This window comes from Mycobacterium sp. NPDC050551 (genome assembly GCF_040674075.1).
In the GTDB taxonomy this organism is placed as follows: Bacteria; Actinomycetota; Actinomycetes; order Mycobacteriales; family Mycobacteriaceae; genus Mycobacterium.
In genome coordinates this window covers 110,357-129,442 of record NZ_JBFARC010000002.1, presented here as the reverse complement: position 1 = coordinate 129,442, position 19,086 = coordinate 110,357, and the positions used below count along the sequence as shown (strand labels likewise).

The window sequence follows — 19,086 nt, the reverse complement described above, 5'->3', positions numbered from 1 at the left end:
GATGCACTTATGGTCTTAGTGGTCTCGCGGGGCGCATCGATCAGCGCCGATTCAGGGCTGCGCGGACGGCAGTACGTGCAGCGTCGACGGCCACCGCGGCGGCGGCGCACCGAACGCCTTGCGGGCGTTGTCGATGATCTTGCGGCCCATCATGCGGTTGCCCACACCACCGACGACCGCGCCGATGCCGACCGGCAAAATCTTGCCGAACGCGAGCGCACCGCGCTTGAGGGTGTAGCGCTTGACGAAGTACTTGAGCAGCCGCGAGTTGAGTTGTGTCACGGCGGGCAGCGGGAGCGTCGCCGCGCCGTCGCTGATCCATCCGCCGCTGGTGCGGCCGGGTCCGATCAGGTCGGCGAGGGCGTGCTTGCTGTCCTCGCCGACGAGGACCGAGAGCACCAGCGCGCGGCGGCGCTCGCGGTGCTCGGCGGGGATGCCGTGCACCTCGGCCACCGCGAGCACGAACACCGACGTCGCCTCGAGGAACAGCACGGTCTCGCCTGCCACCGCCGACATCGCGGTGAGCGTGCCGATGCCGGGGAACGCCGCGGCGGATCCGACGGCTGCGCCGCTGGCCATCACCGCGCCCACGTAGTGCTTCTCCAGCGAGGTGATGATCTCGGCCGGTCCGGCGTCCGGACGGGCCTTGCGCAACCGGTCGACGTAGGCGCGCACCGCAGGCGCCTGCACCCGCGTACTGCCCTCGATGATCTGCGACAGCACCCGCGCGGCGGTGCCGGGACTCTCGGCCGAGCCGTCCGTGGTCGCAGGCAGCTTGGTCTTGCGGGACCGAGCGCTCATTCCGGGCCTCCCCGTGTGCGAACAGTGCGTGAGCCGTAATCGTTCAGGCTATCGGGTCGACAACGAGCGGCGACCGGCGCGGGTGCCCGGCGGTGATCGCGGTCACGGCCGGGAAGAAAATATTGATATGCGGTGCTAACCAATTGCATGGCATCATCCCCACGCGTGAGCCCGCCTGTGCCAGCAACCCGCGCCTCGCGGCGTGACGCCCCTTCGCCGCGGCGGGTGAAGATGATCCTCGTGCTCGGCGCGCTGGTCGCGCTCGGTCCGCTCACCATCGACATGTACCTGCCCGCCCTGCCCAGCATCGGCGACGAGCTCGGGGTGTCGTCGTCGGTCGCCCAGCTGACCCTGACCGGCACGCTCGCCGGCCTGGCGCTGGGCCAGCTCATCGTCGGCCCGCTGTCGGACTCGCTGGGCCGCCGCCGACCGCTGATGGTCGGCATCGTGCTGCACATGCTGGCGTCGGTGCTGTGCGTGCTGGCGCCGAACATCGCCGTCCTCGGGGTGGCCCGCGGCCTGCAGGGGATGGGCGCCGCGGCCGCCGCGGTGGTGGCGATCGCCGTCGTGGGTGACCTGTTCTCCGGTTCGGCAGCCGCCACCGTGATGTCGCGGCTGATGCTCGTGCTCGGCGTGGCGCCGGTGCTGGCGCCCTCATTGGGCGCCGCCGTGCTGCTGCACGCCTCCTGGCACTGGGTGTTCCTTGCGCTGGTCCTGCTGGCCGGTCTGCTGCTGCTTCTCGCCGCGCTGGCGCTGCCCGAGACGCTGCCGGTCGCACACCGGCGGCCGCTGCGGGTGCGCGGCATCGCCGCCACCTACGCGGGCCTGCTGCGGGACGCCCGGTTCGTGATCCTGGTGCTCGTCGCCGCGCTCGGGATGTCGGGGCTGTTCGCCTACATCGCCGCCGCTCCGTTCGTGCTGCAGGGCCGCTACGGCGTGGACCAGCAGGACTTCGCGCTGCTGTTCGCCGCGGGCGCGGTCGCGCTGATCGGGGCGACACAGTTCAACGTCGTGCTGCTGCGCCGGTTCACGCCGCAGACCATCGTCGTGTGGGCGCTGTCCGCGGCGTCCCTGGCCGGAGCGGTGTTCGTCGGTATCACCGTCGCCCAGGTCGGCGGACTGTTCGGCTTCCTGGTGCCGGTGTGGGCGATCCTCGCCGCCATGGGACTGGTGATCCCGAACGCGCCCGCCGTGGCGCTGTCGCGGCACTCCGAGGCCGCGGGCACCGCCGCCGCGTTGCTGGGCGCCGCCCAGTTCGGGCTCGGCGCCGCCGTCGCACCGCTGGTCGGTGTGCTCGGCAACGGCGAGTTCGCGCTGGCCGTGGTGATGACGGCGGGCATGGTGATCGCCCTGTTCGCCCTGCTCGCAGTGGGCGCACCGGCTTCCGACGACGAGGCCGACGCCGAGCGTGAGGCGGTCGCCGAAGCCGTGTGACCGGCGGCGCGGCGCCGACCCCGACTTGTCGTGCCTGCAGCGGGTACGTAGCGTCGGTGGATCGTTGGTTAGCGAGTCGACGCCATATGTTCTCTTCACCTGCTGCCCGGAGGCCGGGACGTGACGGTGCGGCCAAGCCGCGACCGGGCGATGCCGTGACCCCGGACGAGCCGGCGGCCAACCCGTGGCATGCCCTGTGGGCGATGATGATCGGCTTCTTCATGATCCTCGTCGACGCCACCATCGTGGCCGTCGCCAATCCGTCGATCATGCAGAGCCTGCGCACCGACTACGACGCGGTGATCTGGGTGACCAGTGCCTACCTGCTGGCCTACGCCGTGCCCCTGCTGCTCGCGGGCCGGCTGGGCGACCGGTTCGGTCCGCGAAACATCTACCTGGCCGGATTGGCGGTGTTCACCGTCGCCTCGTTGGGGTGCGGCCTGGCGGGCAACATCGAGATGCTGATCGCCGCACGGGTGGTCCAGGGTGTCGGCGCGGCGCTGCTGACCCCGCAGACCCTCTCGACGATCACCCGCATCTTTCCGCCCGAGCGGCGCGGTGTGGCGATGAGCGTGTGGGGAGCCACCGCCGGCGTCGCGACGCTGGTGGGTCCGCTGGCAGGCGGCGTGCTGGTGGACACCCTCGGCTGGCAGTGGATCTTCATCGTCAACGTGCCCGTCGGCGTGGCCGGCCTGCTGCTGGCCGCCCGGTTCGTGCCTGCGCTGCCCACCCGAAAGAACGGCTTCGACATCCCCGGTGTGCTGCTCTCCGGGCTGGGCATGTTCCTCATCGTCTTCGCCCTGCAGGAGGGCCAGTCGCACAGCTGGGCGGCGTGGATCTGGGGTTGCGTCGCGCTCGGAATCGGCGCGATGGCCGGGTTCGTCTACTGGCAGTCGGTGACCCCGCACGAGCCGCTGATCCCGCTGCAAATCTTCCGGGACCGCGACTTCAGCCTGTCCAACCTCGGCATCGCCACGATCGGCTTCGTCGTCACCGGGATGATCCTGCCGCTGATGTTCTACGCGCAGGCCGTCTGCGGGCTGTCACCCACCCGGGCGGCACTGCTCACCGCCCCGATGGCGATCGCGACCGGGGTGCTGGCGCCGATCGTCGGGCGCATCGTGGACCGTTCGCACCCCCGGCCAGTGGTCGGGTTCGGGTTCTCCGCCCTGGCCATTGCGCTGACCTGGCTGTCGATCGACATGACGCCGTCGACGCCGATCTGGCGGCTGGTTCTGCCGATCATGCTGATGGGCATCGGCATGGCCTTCATCTGGTCACCGCTGGCCGCCACCGCCACCCGCAACCTGCCGCCGACGCTCGCCGGTGCGGGGTCGGGGGTCTACAACGCCACCCGCCAGGTCGGCTCGGTGCTGGGCAGCGCGGGGATGGCGGCGTTCATGACGTCGCGGATCGGCGCGGAGATGCCGGGAGGCGGGTCGGCGCCGGTCGGGGAGGGGGCCGTCACGGCGCTGCCGGCGTTCCTGCACGAGCCGTTCGCCGCGGCGATGTCCCAGTCGATCCTGCTGCCCGCGTTCGTGGCGCTCTTCGGGGTGGTGGCCGCGCTGTTCCTGCTGGGCTTCGGCGAGCGGTCGGGGCGGACGTCCGGCGCGGCAGGCGAGGTGGATCCCGAGGCGCGCACCGACGTGATGCACGCGGCCGCGCACGCCGACGACATGTACGACGCCTACGACTTCGACGACGACGATTACCTCGAGTACACCGTCGAGTGGGACGACCCGCCGCCCGCGCCCGCGCGGCCCGCACCCGTCGCGGACGCCGACGATGCGGTGACCGAGCCGCTGGCGTCGCGCGTCGAGCATCCGCTGCCCGCCCCCGCCGAGGTGTGGCACAGCGATCCGGTCGAGTCGTGGCACAGCCTGCTCGCCGCCGACGAACCGGCCGACGAACCGGCCGACGCGCCCGCCGACACGGATCCCGTTCCGGAGCCCGCTTCCATCCCGATGCGAGCCGAATCAGAGCCCGACCCCTGGCGCAACATCCTGGAGGCGTTGATGGCCGACGCTCCGTCGAAGCCGTCGGGCGAGGCCAACGGGCGCGCGCACAACGGATTCCATGTCGACGAGGAGCAGCGGCTGCAACTGCTGCCGCAGGTCGAGCCGCCGCCCGTCGAGCCGCCTGCGCCGCCGCGCGACCCGTTCCAGACCAACGGTCACCCTCGCGACCGACACGTCGAGGCGCCGCGATCGAACGGGTCCGCCGGCAACGGGCGGCACTACCGCGCCGAGCACGACGACCACGACGCGGCCCCACGCGGCCGTCACTCCCGGCCGTGATGCGGCACCGGGCGCCTCAGCGGAACAGCACCGCCGCGTTCAGGTAGCCGGTCGGATCGAGCGCCGTCTTCAGCGCCCGCATCGTGGAGACGTCGTCCTCGGTGCGCGACATCGTCAGGTAGTCGCGCTTGCGTGAGCCCACGCCGTGTTCGGAGCTGACGTTGCCGCCGTGGTCGGCGATCAGCGTCATCATCGCCGCGTACAGGTGCTGCTCGGCGGCGGTGTCCACCCGCAGCACATTGAGGTGCAGATTGCCCTCGCCGATGTGGCCGAACAACACCGGTATCGCGTCGGGAGCGTGCGTGCTCACCAGGTCGGCCGAGGCCGCGGCGAACCCGGCGACCGATTCGAGCGGCAGTGAGACGTCGAACTTCAGCGGCGGGCCGTACACGCCGAGTATCTCCAGCACTGCCTCGCGGACCCGCCAGAGCCGTTGCTGCGCAGCGACGTCCACACCGACGGCGGGTTCCCCGCTGACGTCGATGTCGTCGAACGCTGCGGCGAGCCGCTCGCCAGGATCGTCGGTGCCTGCGAGTTCGACCAGCAGCAGCCACGGCGCTTCCACCGGCGCGGCGACGCCCATCTGCTCGGCGGTCACCGCGCAGGCGCGCCCGTCGATCATCTCGAGCGCCGCGATCCCGTCGAGGTCGCGGAACAGGCGGCCTGCGGCGACGAGCGACGTCAAGTCGGCGAACCCGCAGACGGCGGTGATGCGTTGTGCTGGTGTCGGATACAGCCGCAGCTCCAGTTCGGTGAGCACACCCAGGGTGCCCTCCGCTCCGACGAAGAGCGACGCCAGGTCGTATCCGGTGTTGTCGCTGCGGACCCGGCTGAACCGGCGCAGCAGCGTGCCGTCGGGCAGCGCGACCTCCAGCCCGAGCACCTGCTCGCCCATGTTGCCGTAGCGCACCGTGCGCAGCCCGCCGGCGTTCGTCGAGGCCATCCCGCCGACGGTCGCCGAATCGCGGGCCGCCAGATCGACCCCGAACACCAGACCCGCGGACACGGCGGCCTGCTGCACGGCGCCCAGCGTCACGCCCGCACCCACCCGGAGCCGTCGGTCCGCGACATCGAGTTCGCTTGTCTGCGTGAGCCGTTCGGTGGACAGCAGCACGTCGTCGTGTTCGGGCACGGTGCCCGCGACCAGTGACGTCCGGCCGCCCTGCACGGTGACGTGGGCGCCGGCGTCGCGGCACTCCCGCAGCACCTGTGCCACCTGCGCCGCGTCGCCTGGGCGGACCAGCGCCGCCGCCCGGCCGCGGTATCTGCCCGTGTAGTCGACGCTGCGCCCGGCCAGCAGGTCGGCGTCGGTGCTGACGTACGCCGCGCCGACGACCCCGGACAGCGTGCGAGGCAGCGAGCCGGTCACTGCGATGCCACGGTGAGGAACGCGCCCAGCTCGACGAGCCGGTCGGGGGTGGCGGGCAGGTACTCGGTGAGGGTCTCCGCCCGCACGACGAACGCCGCGTACTTGGCCCGGCTGATCGCCACGTTGAGCCGGTTCCTGTTGAGCAGGAACGAGATCCCGCGCGGAACGTCGTCGATGGATGAGGCCACCATCGACACGAACACCACCGGCGCCTGCTGGCCCTGGAACTTGTCGACGGTGCCTGCCCGCACGCCGTCGAGGCCCGCGGCGTCGAGGTGCCTGCGCAGCAGCGTCACCTGCGCGTTGTAGGGCGTGACGATCAGCACGTCGTGCTGGTTCAGCGGGCGGGTGCCGTCCTCGTCGGACCACGCTGAGCCGATCAGTCGCCGGATCTCCGTGAGGATCGCCGCGGCTTCCTCCGGACTCTCGGTCGCGTTGCCGTCGTGGCGCACGGGCAGCACCCGCACGCCCGGTGCCAGGCCTTCGAGCCGACGGGCGGCGGTCACGGACTCGAACGAACGCAGCCGCCCGTCGTAGGAAAGCCGCGACACCGCCGTGCACACGTCGGGATGCATGCGGTACGACCGGTCGAGGAAGTAGCCGAGCTCGGCGGGCAGCGTGTGCGCGTCGGCGACCAGCCAGCCCAGGGCCGAGCAGTCGACGGGCTCGGGGTGGGTGCCGGCACTGACCTGCGGCAGCTGCTGCGGATCGCCCAGCAGCAGCAGATTCGCGGCGGCAGGCGCCACCGCGATGGTGTTGGCCAGGCAGAACTGGCCGGCCTCCTCGATCACCAGCAGGTCGAGGCAGCCGCGGGGAACCCGGGAGTCGTTGGCGAAATCCCACGCGGTGCCGCCGATCACGCAACCGGTGCGGGCGGCGGCGTGCTCGGCGAGGAATGCGGGGAACTTGGCTTCGTCGAGCACCGTCCAGCCGGGGTCGGCGCCGCCCTTCTTCTTGGCGACGTGGGCGGCATCCACACCCGCGGCCAGCACGTCGCGGAACAGGTTCTCCACCACGGCGTGCGACTGCGCCACCACACCGACGCGCCAGCGGTGGTCGTTGACCAGCCGCGAGACGATCGCGGCCGCGGTGAACGTCTTGCCGGTACCCGGCGGACCGTGCACGGCCAGATACGACGAGTCCAGGTCGAGCAGCGCGGCGGTGATCGCCTCGGCGGCGCCGGCGTCGGTGCCGGGCAGCGGATCTCCGGAGCGGGTGCGCGGCGGCCTGCGTAGCAGGATGTCGACGACGGCGTTGACCGGCAGCCGCGGCAGCCCGGCGGCCAGTGCCGTCGCCGTGGTCTCGATCGAATCCTGCAGCGCTGTCTTGCGGATGGGCGGGCCGGGGGTCAACGCGAAGGGCAGTGCGTCGAACGTGCCGCCGCCCTTGGGTTCCCGCTCGATGACCAGCACCTCGGTCGGCGCCTCGGGGTCGTCGCACGCCTCCACCCGCACCGGGGCGAACGCCCGCCGGTCGGGATCGTCGGACAGGCCGGCGGGCGCGGGCGGTTCGTAGAGGGCGTACATCTCGCGGCCGAGCCCGCCTGCGGCGACCGACCCGGTCAGCGTCACCCAGCGCTGCGGCTTTCGCGCCCGCGGCGGGGTGTGCCAGTCGGTGTGCACCTCGGCGTGCTCGGCGAGGAAGACGTCGGTGGTGTCGGCCCACTCGTCGACCGGGTTGTTGAGCCGGTCGAAATGCGCCCACCAGTACGGCTTGTCCTCCCGGCGGTGGTATCCGCGGGCGGCGGCGACCATCGCGACCGCGGACTGCTCGGGGGTGCGCAGAGCGGCGTCGTCGCCGACGAATCGGGCCAGTCGGCGGGCCAGGTGGTCATCGGGGTCCACCGTCGCGCCGTCGGTGACGGGCTGGGGCCCGCGCGGCGGTACCGCACAGTCGATGGCACGGCAGATCAGCCAGTCCCGCAGCTTGCGGGTGGACGTGCAGTCGTAGCGGTTGTATTCCTCGATCTCCTTGAGCACCACCGCGGCCTCGTCGTCGCGCCCTTCGGCGCCCAGCTCGCAGTAGCGGGCGTACTGCGTGATGGAGTCGGTCGCGGTGGTGACGTCACCGCTGCGCAGCTGGGCGCCCATGTACAGCGGCTCCAGCGACTTGAGGCTGTAGTTCTCGGTGCCCACCCGGATGCTCTTGCGCACCAATGGGTAGAGGTCGACGAGCACGCCGCTGCGCAACAGGTCGTCCACCTCGTCCTCGCCGACGCCGTAGCGGCCGGCCAGCCGCAGCAGCGCCGTCTTCTCGTAGGCGGCGTAGTGGTAGACGTGCATCCCGGGGTGGCGCTTGCGGCGCTTGCGCACCATCGCGAGGAAGTCCAGCAGCGCCCGGCGCTCCTGCCCGCGGTCGTGCGCCCACAGCGGGGTGAACGTGTCGGCGGTGTCGAGGACGCCGAAGAGGTACTCGATACCCCATTCGCGGCCGTCGGCCGTCCAGAGCGGATCGCCCTCGAAGTCGAAGAACAGGTCGCCGCGGTCGGGTTCGGGCAGCGCCATCAGCGGCTGCGGATCGGCGATCTCGTAGGGCGGCTTGCCGTCGATCCGGGCGGTGGTCTGCAACCGCGCCTGCGCACTCAGCGCGGTGACGGCGCGGGCCGGGAGCTCCGGCACCGGACCGTGATGGCCGGCCAGCTCGGCGACGGTGGTGATGCCTGCGTCGATCAGGCGGGCGCGCTGGCTGACCCGCATCCCGGCGACCAGCAGCAGGTCGTCGTGCGCCCGCACCTGGGCGGTGCACTCGGGGCAGCGGAAGCAGGCCCGCACCTCGGTGTCCTCCCACGACACGGCGGCGTCACCGGCGAGATGGCGGTCGAGCAGGCGCTGCAGCGCGGCGCGTCGCGGCCGGTACACCGGCAGCAGTTCGTCGACCGCGTACCGGGCCACGGCACCGTCGCCGAGCACCAGTTCGACCTCGGGCGCCACCTCGATGCCCGCGGCGGTGAGCGTCTCGGCGTAGGCGGCCAACTGCAGCAAGGCCTCGACCTTCACCGAGCGGGCCAGCTTCGTGTCCCGCAGCCGGTAGCGGCCGTCGTCGTCGAGGAGCAGGAAGTCGGCGAACCCCGCGAAGCGGCCGTCGAACATGGCGGCCTGGTAGATGACCGGCGCCCGCCGCTCGACCGCGCTGCGGGTGGCCTCGGCCGCGGCCGTCAGCCCGGCCAGGGTGTACCGCGGACGGCCGATGACGGTGACCGTCGCGTCGGCGGTCGCGCGGATGGCATCGAGGTGCCGCTGTTCGTGGTCGTCACCGAGTTGCGCTGTGCGCGCCAGCAATTCGTCTTCGGCGGCGACGGCGGGCCCGCGGCCCAACCGGGCGTCGAACGAGCGCAGCAGCGCGTACTCACAGCGGGCGGCCGCGGCGAGATCGGAGGCGCTGTAGACGACCAGGGGGTCGGACGTGTGGCCCGGGCCGTCGTCGATGACGAACACGAGGGCAATGCTAGGGGAGCGGGCCGACAGCCCACCTCACGCCGGGACTGCGGTGAGATCGCGTCACGCATCGGATCGGCGATCTCACCGCAGTGTCGCGGCCGGGGATATTCCGGGGTTACCTCTGCGGGCCGCGGCCGTAGCCCTGCTGCGGGTAGTCGCCGTAGCCCTGGGGCGGCGCCTGGTGCTGCGGCGGCGGGGGATAGGACGCGCCGCCCTGACCCTGCGGGTAGGACTGCTGCCCCGGGGCCGTCGGCGTGGGACCGGTGGGCGCCGGGCCCGAAGGCGCAGCGCTGTAGGCGGGCAGCTGCTGGGTCGGCTGCTGGACGCCTGCCGAACCGCCCGACGAGCGCCGGTCCAGGTGCTCGCGCATGTTGCGGCCCTCGCGCTCGGCCTTGTCGAGGTAGTCCTCCCAGCGCTGCTGCATGGGCTTGATCAGGCCACCTCCGACGCCGACCACCAGGATCCCGCCGATGGTGCCGAGGATCGCGACGAGCACGGGCAGCGTCACGGTGAGCGCGATGCCGACCTGGTTCAGCGCCGCGATGATCCCGAGCCCGAGGATGAAGACGCTGGCGATGTTGGCGAGCATCCGCCCGTAGGACAGGCCGCCGAGCGCGTTGGACACGATGTCGCGCACGGCCGCGGCGATCGCGGCGGCCACGACGACGATGATGAGCGCGACCAGCAGCTTCGGCAGGAAGGCGATGACGCCCGCCAGCAGGTCGCTGATCGGGTTGGAGCCGAACACGCCGAAGGCCAGCTGCAGGACGAACAGCAGCAGTGCGTAGTAGACGATCTTGCTGACGATGGTCGAGGCGTCGTAGTTGCTCTGCTGCAGCGCCTTCCTGATGCCGCCGCGCTCGACGGCCCGGTCGAATCCGACCCGCTCGAGCACTTTGTCGATGGCCTTGGCGATGAGCTTCGCCACCAGCCAGCCGACGATGAGGATGACGATGAACGCCAGCAGTTTGGGCGCGAATGTGGCCACCGACCGCCACATGTCTCGGAGTGCGTCCTCCATTGGACCTATCCCTTCACCGGAGTCCCCGAACTATTGACACCGGCGTCATACCCGAGCGGGTGTGATGTAAACCACACACGTGTTATGGCTGGTCAGCCGGTGTTGCCGATCAGCTCGACCCCGTTGCCGTTCCAGCGGAAGCGCACCACGCTGTCGAGGCCCTCGATGCCGCCGGAGTACCGCAGCGCGACGGTGTCCCCGGTCGACGCGGAGTCCTCGATCCCGTTGAACCCGTAGGTGTCGGGCACCCCGGTCGGGATGAACTTGCCCTGGTGGAACATCACCGCGCGGGTGTTCGGACCTTCGGCGTTGGTGTTGGCCCGCACGATCACCGCGGACAGCTGGGCGCACTCGTTGTAGTTCCCGGCCACCGGCTCCGGACTCCAGGCCTGATTGCTGCGCGGGTCGCGGGGCAGTTCGGACACCGCCTTGGCGATCTCGGGCGCTGCGAGGTTGACCGCGCACGGGTCGACGGGGCCCGCTGTGGCGGCGGTCGACGGGCCGACGGTGGGCCGGACGGCCGGCGGCGGTGCTGCACTCGGTGCCGCTGTTGCGGCCTCGGGTGTCTTGGACGCCGTCGAATCGCCCGATCCGCACCCGACGAGCATCACGAGAGCCAGGCAACCAGCCGAGGCGCCGGCGAACCGTTTCACGACCGCTTTCGCGTCCCCTTTCACAGGTCCGCACCGTACCGTCGTCGCGCGCGGGCATTGATCAGGCGCGCTGGGCGACCGGCGTGCTTCGGCGCACTAGACTTGCCTCGCTATGACGCCGCCTGAGCCGGAAGAATCCGGAGCCGAACCTTCCTTCGCTGACCTGCACATTCACCCTGAGGTGCTGCGGGCAGTCGCTGACGTCGGCTATGAGACGCCGTCGCCCATCCAAGCCGCCACGATCCCGGCCATGCTGGCGGGGTCCGACGTCGTCGGCCTGGCGCAGACGGGCACCGGCAAGACGGCGGCGTTCGCCATTCCGATCCTGTCGAAGATCGACACCTCGAGCCGGATCACGCAGGCGCTGGTGCTGGCGCCGACGCGAGAGCTCGCACTGCAGGTCGCCGAGGCGTTCAGCCGGTACGGCGCTCACCTGAAGGTCAACGTTCTGCCGATCTACGGCGGCTCGCCCTACGGTCCCCAGATGGCCGGGCTCAAACGCGGCGCCCAGGTCGTCGTCGGAACGCCGGGCCGGGTCATCGACCACCTCGAGAAGCGCAGTCTTGACCTCTCACACCTCGACTACCTGGTCCTCGACGAGGCCGACGAGATGCTGCAGATGGGCTTCGCCGAGGACGTCGAACGGATCCTCTCCGACACCCCGGAGTACAAGCAGGTGGCGCTGTTCTCGGCCACCATGCCGCCTGCCATCCGCAAGATCACCAACAAGTACCTGCACGACCCGGTTCAGGTGAAGGTCGAATCCAAGACCGCGACCGCCGACAACATCACCCAGCGCTACATCCAGGTCTCCGGACATCGCAAGATGGACGCGCTCACCCGGTTGCTCGAGGTCGAACCGTTCGAGGCGATGATCGTTTTCGTCCGGACCAAGCAGGCCACCGAGGAGGTCGCGGAGAAACTGCGCGCCCGCGGGTTCTCCGCGATGGCCATCAACGGCGACATCGCGCAGGCCCAGCGCGAGCGCACCATCGCCTCGCTCAAGGACGGCAAGCTCGACATCCTCATCGCCACCGACGTCGCCGCCCGCGGCCTCGACGTCGAACGCATCTCACATGTGTTGAACTACGACATCCCGCACGACCCCGAGTCCTATGTGCACCGCATCGGCCGCACCGGCCGGGCGGGCCGCTCGGGCACAGCGCTGTTGTTCGTCACCCCGCGCGAGCGCCACCTGCTCAGCTCGATCGAACGCGTCACGCGGCAGAAGCTCGTCGAGTCCCCGCTGCCGTCGGTCGACGACGTCAATGCCCAACGCGTGGAGAAGTTCCGGGACTCCATCAGCGAATCGCTCAATGCTCCCGAGCTCAGCCTGTTCCGCCGCCTCATCGAGGACTATGAGCGGGACAACAACGTCCCGCTGGCCGACATCGCGGCGGCGCTCGCGGTGCAGGCCCGCGACGGTGCGGAGTTCCTGATGGTCGAGCCGCCGCCGGAGAAGAAGCGGGACCGCGACGAGCGTCCCCGCAAGGAACGCGGTGAGGGCAGGCCGCGCGAACGGCGCAGCGATCTCGCGCTGTACCGCATCGCAGTGGGCAAGCGGCACAAGGTGATGCCCGGTGCGATCGTCGGCGCCATCGCCAACGAGGGTGGGCTGAACCGCAGCGACTTCGGCCACATCACCATCAAACCGGACCACTCGTTGGTCGAGCTGCCGGCGAACCTGTCGGCACAGACGTTGAAGGCCCTGGAGAAGACCCGCATTCAGGGTCAGCTCATCCACCTCGAACCCGACAGCGGGCCCAAGGCGCACCGCAAGGGCAAGTGACCGCACCGCGAGGCGTTCAGGACACCGGGCAGCAGAACGACGCCCAAGGCGGGCTCGAGTCCGTCAGCGCCGCCGAGCGGGTCGCCGCGCTGACCGGTGTGCGGGCCGTCGCCGCCGTGCTGGTCGTGCTCACCCATGCCGCCTACACCACCGGCAAGTACACCCACGGGTACGAGGGGCTCGTCTACGCCCGCATGGAGATCGGCGTCCCGGTCTTCTTCGTGCTGTCGGGGTTCTTGCTCTTCCGGCCGTGGGTGAAGGCGACGGCAACGGAGACGGATTGGCCGTCGGTGCGCCGGTACGCGTGGCACCGCGTCCGACGGATCATGCCGGCCTACGCGGTGACGGTGATCGCGGCGTACCTCCTCTACCACTGGCGCTCGGCCGGGCCGAATCCCGGGCACACCTGGGAGGGGCTCTTCCGCAACCTCACCCTGACGCAGATCTACACCGACCAGTACATGTATTCCTTTCTGCACCAAGGCCTCACCCAGATGTGGAGCCTGGCCGTGGAAGCCGCGTTCTACGTGGTGTTGCCGCTGCTGGCGTGGCTGTTGTTGGCGGTGCTGTGCCGCCGCCGGTGGCGGCCGTGGCTGCTCCTCGGCGGCCTGGTGCTGTTGGCCGCTGTGACGCCCGGATGGTTGATCTTCGTGCACACCGTCGACGGGTTGCCCGACGGGGCGCGTCTGTGGTTGCCGACCTATCTGGTCTGGTTCGTCGGTGGCATGCTGCTCGCGGTCCTCGCCGTGATGGGTGTCCGCTGCTACGCCTTCGCAGTGCTGCCCATCGCGGTGGTGAGTTACTTCATCGCCTCGACACCGCTTGCGGGAGAACCGACGACGTCGCCCTACGCCTTGGCGCCGGCGATGTGGAAGGCGGCCTTCTACGCCGCGATCGCGACGCTCATCGTGGCGCCGGTGGCACTCGGCGACCGCGGGCTGTACTCGCGATTCCTCGCCAGCAGACCGATGGTGTTCCTCGGCGAGATCTCCTATGAGATCTTCCTGATCCATCTCGTCACCATGGAATTGGTGATGGTCGAGATCTTGGGCTTCCCGATATACACCGGGTCGATGGCGGCGCTGTCCGTCGGCACGCTGGTGGTGACCATCCCACTGGCGTGGCTGCTGCACCGCTGCACCCGCGTGCGCCCCGCGCGCTGACGGACGAGCCAATCTCATGCCGAGTAAGGGTACCCTTACTTGTATGGGCGATCAGAAGGCGACGCGCGGCTGGCAGGGCACGGTGCTGAAGCTGTTCCGCGCGGGTGACTACGAGTTCACCGTGACCGGCAAGCGGCAGGTCGGCCCGCACTATCTGCGTGTCAGCTTCACCGCCGGCGGCATGCTGGCCGGGCGGCCGACACATCCGACGCAGTGGGTGCGGATGTGGTTCGCCGACGGCGACAAGCTGCATCAGCGCGGCTACACGCTTGTCGAACCCGACCCGGAAGCCGACACCGTCGACGTCGAATTCGCGTTGCACGAGGGCATCGCGTCGCAGTGGGCCGAAGACGCCGAGCCGGGCGACACCCTCGAGGTGACGGTGCTGGGCAGCAATTTCGCCCTGCCCGAACCACGACCCGCCGGCTACGTCATCGTCGGTGACACCGCGTCGCTGCCGGCGATCAACTCGCTGCTCGACGCCATCGGCGACGCGCCGGCGCGGGTGTTCCTCGAGGCCGGCCACGCCGACGACAAAGAACTGCCGGTGGCGCGCGACGTCGACATCACCTGGGTGGACCGGAAGAACGCCGGCGCCGGACTGGTCGATGCGGTGACCTCCTCGGCGTTCGACGCCACCGACCACTTCGGCTGGGTCGCCAGCGACAACCGGACCACCCGCGCGGTGGCCAAGGTGCTGCGCGAGGAGTACCGGATTCCGCGCAAGTCGATCAAGGCCCAGGCCTACTGGGTGGCCTGACGGCGAGCAGTTATCCGGTCGGGCCAAGACGGCGCGGTGGCATTCATCCGGACATAGGCTGGGTCACCTCGGGCTACAGCCACGTGGTCCGTGCCACCCCGCGGTGGTGCCTGCGTCGATCGGACACTCATGAACCCTGACCTTCGGCGCGACATCCTGCCGATCCCTGACGTCGCCCACGTCGGTCTCACCACCTACGACGCCAAGGACCCTGACACCAGCTACCCGCCGATCACCGATGTGCGGCCGCCCGAAGGTGCGCCCAACGTGCTGGTCATCCTGATCGATGACGTCGGCTTCGGCGCCAGCAGCGCGTTCGGCGGGCCCTGCCAAACACCGAATTTCGAGAAGCTCGCCTCGGCCGGTCTGCGATACAACAGGTTTCACACCACCGCACTGTGCTCGCCGACCCGCCAGGCGCTGCTGACCGGACGCAACCACCATTCGGTCGGCATGGGCAACATCACCGAGACGGCCACTGCCGCCCCGGGTTACACCTCGGTGCTGCCCAACACCAAGGCGCCGCTGCCGTTGACCCTCAAGCTCAATGGGTACTCGACCGCCCAGTTCGGCAAGTGTCACGAGGTTCCGGTCTGGCAGACCAGTCCCGCCGGTCCGTTCACCGCATGGCCGACGGGCGGTGGCGGATTCGAGTATTTCTACGGCTTCATCGGTGGCGAGAACAATCAGTGGGATCCCGCGCTGTACCAGGGCACCACGCCGATCGAGCCGCCGAAGACCGCGGCCGAGGGCTATCACCTCACCGAAGACCTGACCGACAAGGCCATCAACTGGGCGCGTCAGCAGAAGGCCCTGCTTCCGGACAAGCCGTTCTTCATGTACTTCGCACCGGGCGCCACCCATGCCCCACACCATGTGCCTGCCGAGTGGATAGAACGGTACCGGGGCAAGTTCGCCCACGGCTGGGATCGCCAGCGGGAGATCACCTTCGACCGGCAGAAGGAACTCGGGGTCATCCCGCCGGAAGCCGTGCTCACCCCACGCGATCCAGAGATCCCGGCATGGGACGAGATGGATCCGGCGCTCAAACCCGCTCTCGAGCGGGAGATGGAGGTGTACGCCGCCTTCCTGGAGCACACCGATCACCACGTCGGCCGGCTGCTCGACTCGCTGGGTCCAGTCCTCGAGGACACACTGGTCTACCTGATCATCGGCGACAACGGCGCGTCGGCCGAAGGCACGCTGCAGGGCTCGTTCAACGAGATGGCCAACTTCAACGGCATGGCGGCGATCGAGACCCCCGAGTTCCTGATGTCGAAGATCGACGAGTTCGGCGGCGAGGGCTCCTACGGGCATTACGCCGTCGGCTGGGCGTGGGCGATGGACACGCCGTATCAGTGGACCAAGCAGGTGGCGTCGCACTGGGGCGGCACCCGCAACGGCACCATCGTGCACTGGCCGAAGGGGATCGAGGACAAGGGTGGACACCGCAACCAGTTCAGCCACGTCATCGACTTCGCGCCCACAGTGCTCGAAGCGGCGGGGATCCCGGCGCCGACGATGGTCAACGGTGTCCTGCAGAGTCCGTACGAGGGCACCAGCATGGTGTACAGCTTCAACGAGGCCGATGCGCCCGAGCGACATCAGACGCAGTACTTCGAGATGTTCTGCAACCGCGGCATCTATCACAAGGGCTGGAGCGCGGTGACCAAACATCGCACGCCGTGGGCGATGGGCGGGGCCGTCATGCCCGCCTTCGATGACGACGTGTGGGAGCTCTACGACGGCAACGTCGACTGGACACAGGCAAACGACCTGTCGGAGCAGAACCCGGCGAAACTGCACGAGCTGCAACGTCTCTGGTTGATCGAGGCGGTCAAGTACAACGTGCTGCCGCTCGACGATCGCCAGATCGAACGCATCAACCCCACATCGGCCGGTAGACCCTCCCTGATCAAAGGCAACAGTCAGATGCTCTTTCCGGGCATGGGCCGGTTGTCGGAGAACAGTGTCGTCGACATCAAGAACAAGTCGTTCGCCGTCACCTCCGAAGTGGAGGTCCCCGACGGCGGCGCCAGTGGTGTGATCATCGCCCAGGGCGGACGATTCGGTGGCTGGAGCGTCTACGCCGTGGACGGCCGCGCCAAGTTCCATTACAACGTGCTCGGCATCAGATCATTCGACGTCGAAGCGTCCGAACCTGTTCCGTCCGGTACCACCCAGGTCCGGATGGAGTTCGCCTACGACGGTGGCGGGATGGGCAAGGGCGGCGACGTCACGCTCTACTACGACGGCAACGAGGTGGGCAGTGGACGCGTCGACCAGACGCAGGGCTTCATCTTCTCCGCCGACGAGACCACCGATGTCGGCTACGAGTCCGGCACCACGGTCAGCCCGGAGTACACCGCCCACACCAGCGCGTTCAGCGGCACGATCGGCTGGGTGCGCATCGATCTCGGGGATGACTCGAAGGACGCGGACCACTACATCGACCCGGAGGAGCGGTTCCGGGTGGCAATGGCACGGCAGTAGTCAGCGCGTCGCTTCGTTCACCGGCACCACCGTCGGGACCACGAACTGGGTCAGCATCGCCCGTTCGTCGGCTTCGTCGCGGCCGGGGAACATCAGCAGTGACGTCAGCACACGCACCAGCCAGCGTGCCCGCCGCTCGACGTCGTCATCGTCGTCGACGCCCAGCGCCCTGACGAACGACTCGACGAGTGCCTTGATCACGTCCGACTGCTCGGCCATCTGGCCGCCGATCGGCCGCTCCGTCGAGGCGAACCACGACGACATCGCCGGGCTGTCCCGGACGCTGGCGACCGCGGTCAGCACCCCTTCGACCAACCGCTCCGCCGGGTCGGTCAGTCCGGCCACCCGGCGCGCCAACTCCTGGTAGAGCCGCTGGGCCTCGCGGTGCACATAGGCGGCGTGCAGCGCGTCGCGGTTCTCGAAATACCGGTACAGCGTGGCCCTCGAACATCCCGCGGCTTTGGCGATGTCGTGCATGCCGACGGTGGCGGCGTCGCGTTCGATGAACAGCTGCTCCGCGGCGTCGAGGATGCGGTCGGCGGCGACCTCGGTGCGCCGGTCGGCCAGCCAGTCGCCCGGCATCAGGCGGTGACGGTGAACGGCACGGACAGCGGCCGCCGGACGTAGCTGCCGCCGGCCCACACGACGCCTGCCTCGTCCACCTCGAATTCGGGGGTGCGGGTGAGCAATTCCTCGAGTGTCACCCGCGACTGCATGCGGGCGGCCGCGGCGCCGAGGCAGTGATGTGCGCCGTGGCTGAAGGTCAGGATGTTGCGCGGCCGGCGCGTCACGTCCAGTTCGCCTGCGTCGTCGCCGTACTGGCGTTCGTCGCGGTTGCCGGACCCGTAGAGCAACATCGCCCGGCGGCCCTCGGGAATGGTGGTGTCACCGATCGTCACGTCGCGGGTCACAGTGCGGCCCAGCATCTGTACGGGTGAGGTGAGCCGCAGGAACTCGTCGACGGACTCCGGGATCAATTCGGGGTTCTCGGCGAGCAGCCTGCGCTGGTCGGGCCGCTGGTGCAGGAGTTGCACTGCGCCGCCGAGCATTCCGGTAGTGGTGTCGTTGCCGCCGGTGACCATCGTGAAGGTGAAGGCGAGGACGGACAGCACCCCGGCGATGTCACCGTCGGCGCCGACGCCAGCGGCGACGAGATGGGACACGGTGTCGTCCTCCGGCTCGACGCGCCTGCGTTCGATCAGCGCCGTGAAGTAGGCCATCATCGCGCCGAGGGAGTCGCCGAGGGTCTCCAGCGCGCCGCCGAGCCCGCCCTCGGCGGTGTTGGCGGCGACGATCGCGTCGGTCCATCCATCAAACTGGTGGCGGTCGGCGTCGGGCACCCCGAGGTAGTGCGCGACGACCATCGACGGCAACGGTTTGAAGAGTTCGGCGACGATGTCCCCGCCGCCGTTGGAGCGCAACCCCTCGATGCGCTCCACGACGAACTCGCGGACCTTCGGCTCGACGGCCTCGACCTGCCGCGGGGTGAAGCCACGTGACACCAGTCTGCGGAACTCGGTGTGCACGGGCGGGTCCTGCATGACCATCGGCGGATTGTCCTGCAGGCCGATCATTTCGAGCTCGCCGTAATTCACGGTCAGGCCCTGGGCGGACGAGAAGGTCTCGTGATCGCGGGCCGCGGTGAAGATGTCGGCATGCCGGGAGAGCACGTAATAGTCGTGGTCGGGCTGGCTGCGGGGGACCACGTGATGCACCGGGTCGTGGTCCCGCAGCGCGCGGTACATCGACCACGGGTCCGGCCAGGTCTCGGCATCGGCGAGCTGGAACTGCGCCGACGACTCATGAGACAAAGTCGCTGTCATGTCTCATGCCTACGACAGTTGAGCGGCGATGTCAAGGGTCGCGTCG

At 69.6% G+C, this 19,086-nt stretch carries 13 protein-coding genes; 6 read left to right on the top strand and 7 right to left on the bottom strand.

Going from position 1 to position 19,086, the window contains the following annotated elements:
• Positions 1 to 51: 51 nt before the first annotated feature.
• Entirely contained in the window at positions 52 to 801 is a 750-nt protein-coding gene (locus AB0K11_RS07225; RefSeq protein WP_364974112.1) for a hypothetical protein, read from the bottom strand.
• A 231-nt stretch (positions 802 to 1,032) separates the two neighbouring features.
• On the opposite strand from AB0K11_RS07225, the gene AB0K11_RS07220 reads away from it, so the two are divergent.
• Both AB0K11_RS07220 and AB0K11_RS07215 read left to right on the top strand, forming a co-directional pair.
• Complete coding sequence (locus tag AB0K11_RS07220) at positions 1,033 to 2,235, top strand: multidrug effflux MFS transporter (protein ID WP_364976649.1); 1,203 nt, start codon at positions 1,033 to 1,035, stop codon at positions 2,233 to 2,235.
• Between the two features lie 203 nt (positions 2,236 to 2,438).
• Complete coding sequence (locus tag AB0K11_RS07215; RefSeq protein ID WP_364976646.1) at positions 2,439 to 4,532, top strand: MFS transporter; 2,094 nt, start codon at positions 2,439 to 2,441, stop codon at positions 4,530 to 4,532.
• 16 nt (positions 4,533 to 4,548) lie between these two features.
• Here the strand turns inward: AB0K11_RS07215 and AB0K11_RS07210 are convergent, their stop codons facing one another.
• From AB0K11_RS07210 to AB0K11_RS07195, 4 genes are all read right to left on the bottom strand, one after another.
• Positions 4,549 to 5,889: an FAD-binding oxidoreductase gene (locus AB0K11_RS07210; protein ID WP_364976643.1), complete on the bottom strand. Its 1,341-nt coding sequence runs from the start codon at positions 5,887 to 5,889 to the stop codon at positions 4,549 to 4,551.
• 8 nt (positions 5,890 to 5,897) lie between these two features.
• Complete coding sequence (locus tag AB0K11_RS07205) at positions 5,898 to 9,335, bottom strand: TM0106 family RecB-like putative nuclease (protein WP_364974109.1); 3,438 nt, start codon at positions 9,333 to 9,335, stop codon at positions 5,898 to 5,900.
• 118 nt (positions 9,336 to 9,453) lie between these two features.
• Positions 9,454 to 10,359 carry a hypothetical protein gene (locus tag AB0K11_RS07200; RefSeq protein WP_364974106.1) on the bottom strand — a complete coding sequence of 302 codons (906 nt, stop codon included), beginning with the start codon at positions 10,357 to 10,359 and terminating at the stop codon, positions 9,454 to 9,456.
• A 92-nt stretch (positions 10,360 to 10,451) separates the two neighbouring features.
• Positions 10,452 to 10,967 (bottom strand): LppP/LprE family lipoprotein, encoded by a 516-nt coding sequence (locus AB0K11_RS07195; RefSeq protein WP_364976640.1) that lies wholly within the window; start codon positions 10,965 to 10,967, stop codon positions 10,452 to 10,454.
• Between the two features lie 157 nt (positions 10,968 to 11,124).
• Between AB0K11_RS07195 and AB0K11_RS07190 the strand changes: the two genes are divergently transcribed.
• The 4 genes from AB0K11_RS07190 (at position 11,125) to AB0K11_RS07175 (ending at position 17,217) form a co-directional block, all read left to right on the top strand.
• Positions 11,125 to 12,801 carry a DEAD/DEAH box helicase gene (locus AB0K11_RS07190; RefSeq protein WP_364974104.1) on the top strand — a complete coding sequence of 559 codons (1,677 nt, stop codon included), beginning with the start codon at positions 11,125 to 11,127 and terminating at the stop codon, positions 12,799 to 12,801.
• The gene (locus tag AB0K11_RS07185) at positions 12,798 to 13,964 is read left to right on the top strand and encodes an acyltransferase (protein ID WP_364974101.1); all 1,167 of its coding nucleotides are present in this window, start codon (positions 12,798 to 12,800) and stop codon (positions 13,962 to 13,964) included. The genes AB0K11_RS07190 and AB0K11_RS07185 overlap by 4 nt, the downstream gene beginning before the upstream one ends.
• 43 nt (positions 13,965 to 14,007) lie before the next feature.
• Complete coding sequence (locus AB0K11_RS07180) at positions 14,008 to 14,724, top strand: siderophore-interacting protein (protein WP_364974098.1); 717 nt, start codon at positions 14,008 to 14,010, stop codon at positions 14,722 to 14,724.
• A 129-nt stretch (positions 14,725 to 14,853) separates the two neighbouring features.
• Positions 14,854 to 17,217, top strand: coding sequence for an arylsulfatase (locus tag AB0K11_RS07175; protein ID WP_364974095.1), 2,364 nt, complete (start codon positions 14,854 to 14,856; stop codon positions 17,215 to 17,217).
• On the opposite strand, the gene AB0K11_RS07170 is transcribed toward AB0K11_RS07175, so the two are convergent.
• Complete coding sequence (locus AB0K11_RS07170) at positions 17,218 to 17,799, bottom strand: helix-turn-helix domain-containing protein (protein ID WP_364974093.1); 582 nt, start codon at positions 17,797 to 17,799, stop codon at positions 17,218 to 17,220. It abuts the gene before it with no gap.
• A complete protein-coding gene (locus AB0K11_RS07165) occupies positions 17,799 to 19,040 on the bottom strand; it encodes a cytochrome P450 (RefSeq protein ID WP_364974090.1) in 1,242 nt (413 codons plus the stop codon). Before AB0K11_RS07165 ends, AB0K11_RS07170 begins: the two co-directional genes overlap by 1 nt.
• Positions 19,041 to 19,086 lie beyond the last annotated feature (46 nt).